General features: G+C 44.5%; 10 protein-coding genes and 1 pseudogene. 6 read left to right on the top strand and 5 right to left on the bottom strand.

What is annotated here, in order from left to right:
* Nucleotides 1–273: 273 nt before the first annotated feature.
* Nucleotides 274–477 carry a hypothetical protein gene (locus P4S59_RS07400; protein ID WP_005397371.1) on the top strand — a complete coding sequence of 68 codons (204 nt, stop codon included), beginning with the start codon at nucleotides 274–276 and terminating at the stop codon, nucleotides 475–477.
* An 81-nt stretch (nucleotides 478–558) separates the two neighbouring features.
* On the opposite strand, the gene gnd is transcribed toward P4S59_RS07400, so the two are convergent.
* The 3 genes from gnd to zwf are packed head-to-tail and all read right to left on the bottom strand — an operon-like array spanning nucleotide 559 to nucleotide 4,260.
* The gene (gene gnd / locus P4S59_RS07395; RefSeq protein ID WP_114322279.1) at nucleotides 559–2,007 is read right to left on the bottom strand and encodes a decarboxylating NADP(+)-dependent phosphogluconate dehydrogenase; all 1,449 of its coding nucleotides are present in this window, start codon (nucleotides 2,005–2,007) and stop codon (nucleotides 559–561) included.
* 37 nt (nucleotides 2,008–2,044) lie between these two features.
* On the bottom strand, nucleotides 2,045–2,761 hold the full coding sequence (gene pgl / locus P4S59_RS07390; protein WP_005397368.1) for a 6-phosphogluconolactonase: 717 nt from the start codon (nucleotides 2,759–2,761) through the stop codon (nucleotides 2,045–2,047).
* A complete protein-coding gene (gene zwf, locus P4S59_RS07385; protein WP_005397367.1) occupies nucleotides 2,758–4,260 on the bottom strand; it encodes a glucose-6-phosphate dehydrogenase in 1,503 nt (500 codons plus the stop codon). The genes pgl and zwf overlap by 4 nt, the downstream gene beginning before the upstream one ends.
* 539 nt (nucleotides 4,261–4,799) lie before the next feature.
* Here zwf and P4S59_RS07380 point away from each other — a divergent pair.
* Nucleotides 4,800–5,732, top strand: coding sequence for an AraC family transcriptional regulator (locus P4S59_RS07380; RefSeq protein ID WP_337168165.1), 933 nt, complete (start codon nucleotides 4,800–4,802; stop codon nucleotides 5,730–5,732).
* Between the two features lie 118 nt (nucleotides 5,733–5,850).
* The gene (locus P4S59_RS07375) at nucleotides 5,851–7,986 is read left to right on the top strand and encodes a TonB-dependent siderophore receptor (RefSeq protein WP_337168164.1); all 2,136 of its coding nucleotides are present in this window, start codon (nucleotides 5,851–5,853) and stop codon (nucleotides 7,984–7,986) included.
* 77 nt (nucleotides 7,987–8,063) lie between these two features.
* Here P4S59_RS07375 and P4S59_RS07370 read toward each other — a convergent pair whose 3' ends face one another.
* Together P4S59_RS07370 and P4S59_RS07365 are read right to left on the bottom strand one after the other, a co-directional pair.
* Nucleotides 8,064–8,750: a response regulator gene (locus P4S59_RS07370; RefSeq protein WP_337168163.1), complete on the bottom strand. Its 687-nt coding sequence runs from the start codon at nucleotides 8,748–8,750 to the stop codon at nucleotides 8,064–8,066.
* Nucleotides 8,747–10,364 (bottom strand): annotated as a pseudogene (locus P4S59_RS07365) (ATP-binding protein). Before P4S59_RS07365 ends, P4S59_RS07370 begins: the two are co-directional and overlap by 4 nt.
* Before the next feature lie 476 nt (nucleotides 10,365–10,840).
* Between P4S59_RS07365 and P4S59_RS07360 the strand changes: the two are divergent.
* From P4S59_RS07360 to P4S59_RS07350, 3 genes are all read left to right on the top strand, one after another.
* Nucleotides 10,841–11,068, top strand: a complete 228-nt coding sequence (locus P4S59_RS07360; RefSeq protein WP_005377125.1) for a hypothetical protein — start codon at nucleotides 10,841–10,843, stop codon at nucleotides 11,066–11,068.
* 130 nt (nucleotides 11,069–11,198) lie between these two features.
* Nucleotides 11,199–12,614, top strand: a complete 1,416-nt coding sequence (locus P4S59_RS07355; protein WP_337168162.1) for a TolC family protein — start codon at nucleotides 11,199–11,201, stop codon at nucleotides 12,612–12,614.
* Between the two features lie 3 nt (nucleotides 12,615–12,617).
* Nucleotides 12,618–13,598, top strand: a complete 981-nt coding sequence (locus P4S59_RS07350; protein ID WP_054867010.1) for an HlyD family secretion protein — start codon at nucleotides 12,618–12,620, stop codon at nucleotides 13,596–13,598.
* Nucleotide 13,599: the final 1 nt, after the last annotated feature.

Below are 13,599 nucleotides of genomic sequence, written 5' to 3'. Positions count from 1 at the left end.
GAATTATTGACTTGAAATTACGCCTAGTAAACTCGAAGGCTGCAATAATAGCGTTAAAAGGCCTTAATCTGCACAGCAAAAACTTTGAAGTGATAGACAAATGCATTCATATATTTGTAAATCCGTTTATGGATTTGTCTACCAGTTCAATATTTCACCTTTTTTGAGAAATCTTTAGCCGCTTTTTTGTGTGAAACGCCCAAAAAGAACAGACAATCAAAGTGTGGTATATGACCACACTTGTCTATCCCCACTCAGCTTTGGGAGGCGTTTATGAAAAGTAGCAAACTTGGCCATGTGATGTCTTTCAGCAGAATGTTTTCCTTCATTGCGTTTTTGACGGCTACATTCGCATGGATTCTTAGCATGTATGCCCTATTTACTGTTTCTGTAGTGGCTCTTGTGGTCAGCGCAATTCTCTACCTCAAAGACAGGTTTTATCAAAACAAGAAAACGACCACTGAAAAGAGCGCCTAGCGCTCTTTGAGTTTCATAAAGCCAGACACAAAAAAGGATGCTTAGGCATCCTTTTATACTTAGTCGATTTACTTAAAACGATTACACGTCGTAAGTTGTAGACGCTGTGTCGCCGCCTGTACCAGTCCAGTTCGTGTGGAAGAATTCACCACGCTCACGGTCGATACGCTCGTAAGTGTGAGCACCGAAGTAGTCACGTTGAGCTTGCAGTAGGTTCGCAGGTAGACGAGCTGTTGTGTAACCGTCTAAGAACGTTAGTGCAGAAGTCGTACATGGCATTGGGATGCCTGCTTCTAGAGACTTAGCTGCCACTTTACGCCATGCTACTAGGCTGTTTTGTAGAATACCTTTGAAGTAATCATCAGAGCCTAGGAATGCTAGTTCTGGATTCGCTTCGTATGCATCACGGATGTTGCCTAGGAACGCAGAACGGATGATACAACCACCACGCCACATAAGAGCAACGTTACCGTAGTTTAGATCCCAGCCATTTTCGTTCGACGCTTCGCGCATTAGCATGAAGCCTTGAGCGTAAGAGATGATCTTAGACGCTAGAAGCGCTTGACGTAGTGCGTCAACCCACTCTTGCTTATCACCTTCAACTGGTGTGATTGTCTTGCCGAACAGTTTCTCAGCTTCAACACGTTGATCTTTCAGTGCAGATAGACAGCGAGAGAATACAGACTCAGAGATTAGCGTTAGAGGAATACCTAGGTCTAGAGCGTTGATACCCGTCCATTTACCTGTACCTTTTTGGCCAGCAGTGTCTAGGATTTTCTCAACTAGAGGCTCACCGTCTTCATCTTTGTAGCCAAGGATGTCAGCCGTAATTTCAACAAGGTAGCTGTTTAGCTCAGTGTTGTTCCACTCAGCGAATACCGCTTGCATCTCGTCTGCAGACATACCAAGACCGTCTTTCATGAACTGGTAAGCTTCTGTGATCAGCTGCATGTCGCCGTATTCGATGCCGTTGTGAACCATCTTAACGAAGTGGCCCGCACCATCGTTACCAACCCAATCACAACAAGGCTCGCCTGCATCAGTTTTCGCAGAAATACCTTGGAAGATAGGCTTAACCGCTTCCCAAGCTTCTGGAGCGCCGCCAGGCATGATAGATGGACCGAAGCGCGCACCTTCTTCACCACCAGATACACCAGTACCGATGAAGTGGATACCTTTTTCACGTAGTGCAGCAACACGACGGTTTGTATCTGGGTAGTTAGTGTTACCACCGTCAATAATGATGTCGCCTTTGTCTAGCAGAGGTACTAGCGCTTCGATGAACTTGTCTACAACGTCACCTGCGCGAACCATTAGCATCACTTTACGTGGTGTTTCTAGCTTCTCTACTAGTTCTTCTAGAGAGTATGCACCGATGATGTTCGTGCCTTTCGCTGGACCTTCCAGGAACTCGTCTACTTTAGCAGCAGTACGGTTGTGAGCGACCACTTTGAAGCCGTGATCGTTCATGTTTAGGATAAGGTTTTGACCCATTACCGCTAGGCCAATTACACCGATATCACCTTTCATTGTTTCTCTCCAATTTTGTTTCATTGACGAGCAGCGTTTAAGCAATTTTTGCTGCTGCGTCCAAATCTAAATACCATTCCGTCAGACCAGATTTCGCTTGAATCTTAGCCGCTGGGTATGGCAGTGCGTGTGCAGGTGAACTGTTGATCTCTTCAACGATGTCCGCTTTTCCTGCACCAAGCACTAAGTAACTGATGCGTTTTGCTGCTTCTAAAACGCGTGCCGTTTTTGACACACGAAGCTGGCCCGACTCAGGATGAGACGCCACAAGAGATAGGTTCGCATCATCATAATTCGTTTGACCAGGGAACAGAGAAGCTGTGTGACCATCTGCACCAACACCTAATAAGATCCAGTCAAACACAGGGGTTCCGTTTTCAGTCGGAATCACCTCTGACATCTCTTTCGCAAAGCGTTCCGCTTCCACTTTAGGGTCATCTTCACCGCGTATACGGTGGATGTTTTCTGTTGGAATGTTTACTTGGCTAAACAGTAGCGCGTTCGCTTCTCCGTAGTTGCTTTCCGCATCGTCAGGTGCGACACAACGTTCGTCACCCCACCAGAAGTGGAGATTTTGCCACTGAATAGAGGTTGCGTAAGCCTCTGAAGCCAACAGTTTGAACAGCATTTTAGGAGTGCTGCCGCCAGAAAGAGAGATGTGAACAGGTCGGCCCATTTCGCTGAACGCTTTCATGTCGTTAGCTAGGCTTTCAACTACCTGCTCTGCTGTTTGGTAGATCTTATGGTTGATCATAGTTCACAGTAATCCGTATCTGTTAAGTTTTTACATGGGAAGCGCCAAGCGCGACCATCACGCTGTAGCAGGTCGTCTGACTCTTTAGGACCCCATGTGCCGCATGCGTACCCGAAGAGGGATTGTGGATCTTGTTTAAAATCTAAAATTGGCTGTACGTACTGCCAACACGCTTCCACCGCATCACTACGTGCAAATAGCGTAGCATCACCATTCAAAGCATCAAGTAGAAGACGCTCATACGCAGTTAGCATTTGCGTTTCTTGTAGGTCAGCGTAATGGAAGTTCATTTTCACTTCTTTCGCTTCAAAACCTGCGCCTGGCTCTTTCAAGCCAAAGCTCATTTGAATGCCTTCGTCTGGCTGAATGCGAATGATCAGCTTGTTTTCTGGTGCGTTTTGACCAAACACTGGGTGCGGTGTTTGTTTAAAGTGGATAACCACTTCAGTCACGCGTGTTGGAAGACGCTTACCAGTACGCACGTAGAATGGCACGCCATTCCAACGCCAGTTGTTAATGTATGCTTTCAAACCGATATAAGTTTCGGTACGTGAGTCGTCTGCAACCCCCGGCTCTTCACGGTAGCCACGTAGACTTTGTCCACGAACTTCAGAAGCGGTGTATTGACCTAATACTAGATCGTTACGCAGAGCGTTTTCGTCCAAAGGTTTTAGACACTGGAGTACTTTAACGACTTCATCACGCATCGAATCTGCATTGATCTGTGCAGGTGGCTCCATACCCACCATCGCCAATACTTGTAGCAGGTGGTTTTGGAACATATCGCGCACGGCACCCGAGTTGTCGTAGTAACCACCACGCTCCTCTACGCCGAGGAATTCTGCTCCCGTGATTTCAACATAATCAATGAAGTTACGGTTCCAAAGCGGCTCAAACATCGCGTTTGAGAAACGAAGTACAAGAAGGTTTTGTACCGTCTCTTTACCTAAGTAATGGTCAATTCGGTAGATTTGATGCTCTTGGAAGTGCTCGTGAATTTCTTTATCCAGAATACGCGCTGATTCAAGGTCATAACCGAATGGTTTCTCAATAATCAGGCGTTTCCAACCATCTTCTTCTTTGTTTAGGCCGTGTGCTGCAAGACTTGCAGGAATCACACTGTATAAACTTGGTGGGGTTGCTAAGTAGAAAAGCGTATTGCGCTGATCGAAACGATATTCGTCAGCAAGTTGGTCTAAACGAGAAGATAGCTTACTGTAATCTTGTGTGTCAGAAGTATTGATAGCTTGGTAGTGCAGATGGTTAATAAATGCATCAAGCGTTTCTGGCTCAGTCTTTTCCATTTCCTGAAGCGATTTTTTCAGCTTCGCGCGGTAAGACTCATCACTGTATTCAGTGCGACTTACACCCAGAATGGCAAAATTTTCTGGAAGCTGCTTGTTCGCATAGAGGTGGTATAAAGCAGGAATGAGCTTACGGTATGTAAGGTCACCTGAAGCACCAAAAATAACGATGCTGCTGTTTTCTGGTATTACCATCATCTTTCCCTTAAAAACGAGGTACTTATTGTGTGCCCGGATACGGCTAAAGGATGAGCCAACCCTATCAATGGCACCTCAAAATAGAAAATTGGTCTTACCTATTACGTTGATAGGTAAAGTCTATAGGCCCAAAGAACCTCAAGAAGTAGCACTCCCAAATCTTTTGGAAACACGACGTATTAAGGTCATTTAGGTCACTTATGTCTCAAAAGTACACACTGTACTCGCTGGAGGAGAGTCCGACACGGTGCAGTATTGTCTACGACTATTTGATTTACATCAACACTTGCCAGTGCAAACGTTTAAATAAGTTGCACAAAACATCATAAATATTTGTATTTTATGGATAAAAAAAGTTGCACTAACGTAAGACAAAAATTAAGCAAAAACTCTAATATGGACAATCCTTATCCATCCTTGCAATCCATTACAATTTTATTGTGATCTATGTGGCCTGAATTTTATCCTCTCACTCTATTGATAATGATACTCAATTAAAGATAATGAGGATACTATTAATGCGAAAGTAGAATGTCATGAAACCAAGCACAAAGAATCTGCACCCGATAAACCGAATACACTCTGTGCTTGATTACATTCACAACAATCTAGATATCGCACTTAGTGTGGATGAAATCTCGAAAGCAAGCTGCTGGTCACGTTGGCAACTGCAACGCGTTTTCCAGCAACACACTGGCGTATCCGTCGCTCACTATATTAGAGAGCTTAAACTAAGCCTTGCAGCTGAACGCTTAATCCATACATCAGATCGCTCGTTAGATATTGCGATAGAAATGGGGTTTGCTTCTGAACATGCATTCAGTCGAGCGTTCAAAAATATGTTTTCAAAGAGTCCTCGGGATTATCGTAAAGCTCAGCAACTAACGGGCTTGAGGCTACCTTTAACATTGCGCGATACACCAGAAGACGAAAATAGACATAAGTGCTTTATCGAAGTTCGAATAGAAACAAAACCTGCTTTTGTGCTTGCTGGTTATCATGAACCTATTTATGGATTGTTTTCCGCAACGCCCAACTTCCAATCCAAAGTACCCTTTCTGTGGTCACAGCTCTACTCATCTGAAAACCATACTCATCTGGAAAGAAACTATCTTGGTGTGATTGACGTAACAAAAGCGTATTCAAGCAACCAGCAACTCGAGTATTGGGCAGGTTATGAGTACAACTCAGCGTCAAGAACTTCAATATCCAAAGGCTCTACGCAAGAACCAGATCTTCTGGTTGTTCCTGAGCAAACCTACGCAGTGATTACGCACATAGGTAAAGCATCAAATCTAGCGGCGACGCTTGAGTGGTTCATTTTGCACTGGCTCCCCTATTCCAATTATCACGGTATTGATGGCTACGAGTTAGAAGTTTATCCAGAAGACTATGATGTTGAGAGCGAGAATGCCCAAATGCATTACTGGATACCTGTCAAACCGAACGAAGCCACGCCTATTAGATAGAAGCCTAAGCACTTAGGCTCTGGCTTTGCACCAAATTGTTAACTTTTCCTATTTCTTTCGCTATAGAATGCAAACAACAATCATTATCAACAAATAAAAAGTAGTGGAATTAATAAATATGGAAAGTCCGAATCGATTTCATCGTTCTGCGGTTGCAGTCGTGGTATCCGCGCTTATTGCTGGTCACGCCAGTGCCACTGAGAGCACTTCTCAGCACGAAACTATCACAGTACTTGGCGAAACATACCGAAACACCGCAACTAAAACCGTTTTAGAACCGGAAGAAACGCCGCAAGCGATCACGGTAATCACTAAAGATGACATGGACCTGCGCGGCGTAAACTCGGTGAGCGAAGCATTGCGTTACGCGCCTGGCGTAAATACAGAGCTGCGTGGCGGTGCCGTTTCCCGACTTGACCTATTCAATATTCGTGGTTTTATTAACTACACCAACTTTTATGATGGTCTTCCTTTGCTGTACAACGGCTGGAACCTTCAACCTCAGGTCGATTCCGTTGCCCTTGAACAAATCGAGGTTTTTAAAGGGCCAACGTCTGTTCTTTACGGCAATATTCCACCAGGAGGCATGGTCAATATTATCGCCAAGGCGCCTCAGTCAACACCTTCGCACTCTGTCTCGATTAGTACTGGGACTAACAGCCTAAAAGAACTGACGTTCGACACCACAGGACAAATTGGTGATTCTAATGTTGATTACCGTATTATCGGCCTCGCAAAACAGCGAGATGGTCAAGCCGATACGTCTGAAGACGAACGTTATGTCCTCGCTCCATCTTTCAATTGGCAAGCGACAGAAAGCACCTTAGTCAACGTGAATGTTTACTATCAAAATGATCCATCAGCAGGTATCTACACGACCGTGCCAGCGTCTGGCTCAGTGATTGACAACCCACTTGGCTCGATGTCACCAAGCACTTATTTGGGGGATGAGGACTGGAACACTTACGAACGCGAAGTTCTGATGATGGGTTACAAAGTCCAACACGACTTTAACAACAATTGGCAATTTCTACAGAATGCCCGCTACATGACCGCCGATGCCTATCAGGAAAACACATATAACGGTGCACTTGAAGCGGATAACCTTACCGTTGGTCGAAATGCTTATTTAACCGATGAAAAGTCCAAATCCTTTGTGATTGACAACCAACTATCTGGCTACGTTAAAACAGGAAATTTTGAACATAACTTATTGTTCGGACTTGATTATCAGTATCTAGATTCAGATGTAAAATACAAAGACACGCTTGGGTATTCGCTAACTCAGGACATTTTTAATCCTGACCACAACAGCATTGATCGTAATGCACTGAATTTCCAATACAAACAAAACTTAGATATCAAAACGAAGCAGATTGGCGTTTATTTGCAAGATCAAGTTCGTTATGACCAACTTGTAATGATTGCGGGTCTTCGCTGGGATAAATACGATTCAAATACAGACGCCGTGAGCGATTACTTAGGAACAATATCTAACAGCAAGGAAGAGTTAGACGACACTAACGTATCTTTCCGAGTCGGCGGTTTGTATGAACTAGACTTCGGCCTATCCCCATACCTTACTTACTCCGAGAGTTTCGAGCCGATTGCGGGTGCAGATGCCACAGGCAAAGCGTTTGAACCATCAACCGGGCATCAGTGGGAACTCGGTTTTAAGTACGCGCCATTGTCTGGTGACATTTCAGGTAATTTAGCGTTCTTCCATATTACGAAGAAAAACGCGATCTTGACCGACCCGAATAATCCTTATGCACCGAACTATCAAGCGGGCGAAGTGGTATCACAGGGTGTTGAACTAGAGGCAAAGTGGCAAGCCACAATACAAGCTGATTTCACTCTAGGCTACACGTATATCGATATGGAGATTACCGAAGACAGTTATTACAACCAAGAAGGTAAAACACCGGTTTGGGTGCCTGAGCAAACGGCCTCTTTATGGGCCAACTACTTCTTTGAAGGAAATCTTTCAGGCCTTCGTACCAGTGCTGGCGTTCGCTATGTCGGAAAAGCACAAATTGATGCTCAAAACAGCGAAAAAGTGCCTGACTACACCTTGTTTGATTTGGCAGCAAGTTACGATTTTTCAACAGTATCTGAATCAATGAAAGGGGCTAGCGTCACCCTTTCTGCAAGCAATCTATTCGATAAAGAATACTATTCTTGTTACGACAAAAATAACTGTTGGTTTGGCGCTGAGCGCTCTATTGAAGCGAAATTAGAATATAATTTCTAACTCCTCAGCGCGAAAAAGCGATGGTTTGTTTAAAACAAGCCATCGCTTTCATTTCGTATTTAGCATCAAAATCTACGTTACCGTATCACTTTCTTATAGCACCTTTCCGGCCTACCTACCGACCCATAGTTTAAATCAGCCTCTAGTTCACCAGTGCTGATCAGATACTCCAAATAGCGCCTTGCCGTTGTTCGGCTCGCACCAATCTTTTCGCCTGCCTCATCAGCGGTCAGCACACTACCATTTGGGAACAACTCTCTGATCTTATCCAAGGTTACACCATCAATCCCTTTCGGTAATCGGTTCGGCAAGTTGTCTTGATTGACGTGAGACTGCAGCATTTTATCAACGAGGTTCTGATCCAAACTCTCTGCGATGTCTAGTTGTTGACGTTGGGACACATACTTTTTCAGTGCGGCATCTAAGCGTGGAAACATCACTGGTTTGAGTAGGTAATCAACAACTCCCCCTCTCATTGCCTGTTGTAGCGTATCGACATCCCTTGCCGCGGTAATCAAAATGGCATCACAAGTTTGGTTGTTCGCACGTAATGTATTGAGTATCTCAAGCCCTGTTCCATCAGGAAGGTATACATCCATCAACAAGAGGTCTGGCTTAAGAATATCGAGTTGCATTTCCGCTTCCATTCTCGTGGTCGCAATGCCGACCACTTCCAAACCTGCCAATTGGCTTAAGTATTTGTGGTGCAGCTCAGCAATAGCCAGATCATCTTCAATGATCATTACGCGAGTCGCCATACTCATAATTGTTCTTCCTTGGGTAAATACACCGTTATTCTTGTTCCATAATTTGTGTTGGGCATCATCTCAACATGGCCGTGATATCGAGTAGCCAACTGGTTGACAAGATGCAATCCTACCCCCGATTTTGACGAGATTTCGTCGACACCCCTTTTTAAATAGCGCCTGCGGCTCTATATCGCTTGGTAAACCACAGCCTTGATCTATCACCTCAAGTATCACTTCATTTCCGTAATCGCTCACTGACACATCGATATTTCTGCGCTCCGATGCGACATTCGATTCATCACGAATCGAGGTTAACGTTGCATCAAAAGCGTTATCAATTAAGTTGCCCAGAATGGTGACAAGGTCTTCCGAATTTAGCCACTCAGGCAGAGGCTCCAAACGGCTGCCTTCTTCAACCACCAGCTGTAAGCCTAACTCGCGAGCACGTTCAGTTTTTCCAAGCAACATACCTGCAATTAACGGGTCTTTAACGGTGTCTCTTAAAAATTCGATCATCGCTTGATAGTGTGCGGTTTCTTGCCCAATTAACTTTTGTACGGCATCCAGCTCACCTATCTGAACTAACCCGCTAATGGTGTTTAGCTTATTTCGATGCTCATGGGTTTGCGAACGTAATAAATCTGCATATTCTTTGGTTTGTGATAACTGCTCGGTTAGGTCATTGATTTCATCCCTTAAACGGAAACTTGATACTGCCCCCACTATTTTTCCATCCACATAAATTGGCGAACGGTTTGCGATCAGACGTTTATGATTAAGGAATATCTCAATATCATGATCTTCCTGTCCGGTTTCTAGCACCGTATATAAATCACTATCGCGTAACGTCTCAGTCAACGGTTTATTAAGAGCTGCCTCTCTATCAATACCGAGAATCTGACAGGCACTACGATTGATCGAGCGAAGTATCCCTTGGGCATCAATACTTAACACGCCTTCTTTAATGGTACTCATCGTCACTTCTAATTCGCCGTACAACCGCCCTATCTCTTCAGGCTCGAACCCCAAAATGGCGCGCTGAAACTTTCTCGACGCATAATTGGATACAATGGCATTAGCGACAACAACTACGATGACCATTAAAATCAAAAAGGCCAAAAATGGCTCGATGCGGTCTTGCAGCCGGTCAAGCAAATAGCCAACCGAAACCACACCAATGATGTTCCCTTGCTCGTCAAAAATCGCGGCTTTACCACGAACTGAATAACCTAACGACCCCTGAGCTGTCGAGACATAAGACAACCCCTGCTCTAGCGCTCGACGATTGTCGCCACCTCTCATTGGTTTACCCAACCGCTCATCAACGGGGTGAATTAAGCGCACTCCCTTATGGTCGCCAATAACGATGAATGCAGCACCAATGGCTTCGGTTAATTCTCGGAAACGAAGTTGGTATGGCTGAGGATTTTGGGTTGTGACCATTTCGCGAACAACGGCGGAGTCTGCTAAAAAACGGGCAACACCCAGTGCTTTCTCTCCCATTTCTTGCTCTTGATTGATTTTGAGATAAGTGAATCCTGCAGCGACAAGCAATAGAAGCTCTATCAACCCCGACAGCGTCATAATAATGAGCATTCGCTTACGAAAGCTGATCGTTTTCCAACTCATTGATACATCCTTATGACTCACTCCCAAGCGATTACGTTAACACTCAGTTAACAGCATGGCTTTGTTGCGGTGATAAATCTGTGAGGAAGACAAGCAAACCGCAGAGTTTACGGTTAATTAATCGGCGAGCTGAAACATAAAATTACAACCATTCACCAAATTTAGCATTCCTCTCTGATACTCAATTCCATACATAAATTGCCCTTTGAAACATGATCGTGATCACATCGATTTTAGCGGTTTTTGAGGCGTTTTTAGACTTTCCAACGTATAATTTTTAATCAACGAAACCATTGAGAGTTTCGGTTAGAAAGCAGTGAAGCTGGAAGTCTATTAAAAGCTCAACATTGATGTCAGTGATTTGGAAAAAATAAAACAAAACACAAATACTGACTATATGACAAACACTTAGACACCATCTGAAAACTGGAAAACTATAAACAGAGGTGCATTTATAGTTAGAAGGAACACCAAACATGGAACGCGATACCTTTGGAATATGCCTGAATAAGGCCATGCTGTCAGAGAATATGTATTCAACGTTTACACACGTCAGGGCTTATGAAAAAAACGGAGGCGGTACTTCTGATCTCAAGGTCCTGTTATCGTTCCCTCAAATGAGTGGAAAAGATCTATTGAATACGATGCGAGGTTCTCGTCAGCTTGAGTGGAGAGCAGAGTTTCACTGTCCATATACGAAGTAAACTTGTAACATCTCCCGCGCCCAGCACAAACATAACTGGGCGCGTACTACTATCCAATTTCCCCTCCTACTTAACACCAAGTTACGAATCCTTTATATTAGAGCTTATACTCTACGACAAAGCAGCCATTATGAAAAAAACAGGAAAGTTTTGGATACTGGGCTTACTTAGCAGCTCGATTTCCCTTGCCTGTCATGCGGCACCGATCACTTTTGATACCGCATGGCAGCTATTGCTAGAAAACAACTATTCTCTTAAAGCTCAACGCTCAAACGTCGAGAATTACCAATACCAAGAGAGTGCCACCAGCAATCTCAACTTACCTCAGGTTACCATTGGCGCGAATTACACGCGTTTAGATACCGATATCACGCTGTCAGGAAAACAGATCCTAGACAGCACAGGAGCACACATTAACGTACCTCCTGCTTTTCAACCTATTTTTGGTGCCTTAGCTAATACTACTTCGACCATAACCGAGCGCGATATTTTCTCTTCGTCTATTCGTGCCATTTGGCCAATTTTTACTGGTGGTCGTATTTCTGCTGCTCAATCAGCAGCAGAAGGCAAAACAGATGAGGCTAAAAGCCAGCTTCTAATGGAACAACAAGCGCGCTTTGAAGATTTGTCGAAGTACTACTTTTCTGTCGTGCTGGCAAAGGAAGTACTCGCAACGCGGCAAGCGGTTGAAGCTGGACTAAAAAAGCATAGAGATTTTGCCATTAAGCTTGAAGAGCAAGGACAAATCGCACACGTTGAGCGCCTGCAAGCCGAGGCTTCTCTAGATAAAGCATCTGTAGAAACACGTAAAGCCGCCAGCGATTTGAGTATCGCTCAAGCAGCATTAGGTAAATTACTTGCACAAGATGACGCCGTAGAGCCCGCGGAATCTTTGTTTATCAACGACAGTCTTCCCCCTCTAACCGCTTTTGTCGATCAAACGTTGCTTACCTATCCGGGGTTAGACCTTCTGAGCGCTAAACACAAACAAGCCTCTAGCTTAATCAAAGCAGAAAAAGGGAAATACTATCCTGAAGTTTACCTTTACGGAGACTACAGCTTGTATGAAGACGACTCTCTCGCAAGCCAAATGAAGCCTGATTGGTTAGTTGGTGTCGGTGTGAGCATTCCACTGATTGAATCAACAGGGCGAAGCGAAAAAGTCAAAGCAGCTCAAAGCGTCGTCTCGCAGGTCGATTCCTTAAAGTCCCAAGCCAAACAAGATTTATCGCTGCTAGTCCAAAAGACATACTTGGAGGCTCAGCAAGCCATTGATGAAGTACAAGGGCTCGAATCTAGCATTGAACTCGCTAACGAAAACCTGCGCTTGCGTGAAAAAGCATTTACTCAGGGGCTGTCGTCTTCTCTGGATGTTGTGGATGCGCAGCTTTATGTCGCGAGTATAGAAACACAACGTTCAGCGGCACGTTTCCGCTATTTAATATCTTTAACCAAGCTACTCGCATTGAGCAGTGAAATGAACAGCTTCGAACAATATCAAAATACCGCTTATACCCCTGCTTCAACATCCAAAGAGGTGAAATAAATCATGGCAGCTAAATCACTAAAACCCGTTTTACTCTCACTTTGTGCTTTGGGTGTTGTCTCTTGGGTTGGCTATCAATTTTACCAAGCCTATCAACCTGAACCGATCCGCTTACAGGGATTAATTGAAGCCCAGCAATACAGCATTTCCTCAAAAGTTCCAGGGCGTATTGATGAGGTCATGGTCCGTAAAGGCGACGATGTAGAGAAAGGCCAGCTTATTTTTACCCTTCATAGTCCTGAAATTGAAGCGAAGTTAGAACAAGCAAAAGCAGGTGAAAAAGCGGCGGACGCCTTAGCTCAAGAAGCTGAGAAAGGCGCACGTGAGCAACAAATCCAAGCAGCAAAAGATCAGTGGATGAAAGCCAAAGCCGCTGCGAATTTAATGGAAAAAACCTACAATCGTGTGAATAACCTTTATAACGATGGCGTGGTTGCAGAACAAAAGCGCGATGAAGCTTTAACGCAATGGCAAGCAGCGAAATACACCGAAAGTGCCGCGTTTCAAATGTACGAAATGGCAAAAGAAGGCGCGAGAAGTGAAACCAAAGTGGCAGCGGCGGAAAAAGCGCGCATGGCATCAGGTGCCGTAGCCGAAGTAGAAGCGTATGCGAAAGATACTCAGATCTACAGCTGGTTTGACGGCGAAGTCTCTCAAGTTCTACTTCAAAGTGGTGAATTAGCACCTCAGGGCTTCCCGGTTGTTACTGTGATAGATACAGAAGATGCCTGGGCGACACTTAATGTGCGTGAAGATTACCTTCAACACTTTAAAAAAGGAGCAACCTTTGATGCCTATTTGCCTGCCTTAAATAAAAATGTTGAGTTCAAAGTAACGCATGTTGCGGTTATGGGTGACTTTGCAACGTGGAGAGCAACCGATGCTTCTCAAGGTTTTGATCTTCGTACCTTTGAAGTAGAAGCTCGTCCAGCTCAACCCGAACCTGAACTGCGTATGGGAATGAGTGTTGTCGTTGAACTTTAAT

It is taken from the genome of Vibrio sp. M60_M70 (assembly GCF_037162085.1).
Taxonomy (GTDB): domain Bacteria; phylum Pseudomonadota; class Gammaproteobacteria; order Enterobacterales; family Vibrionaceae; genus Vibrio; species Vibrio diabolicus.
Note: the sequence above shows the minus strand (reverse complement) of the source record. Positions and strands in the feature narration are given on the sequence as shown.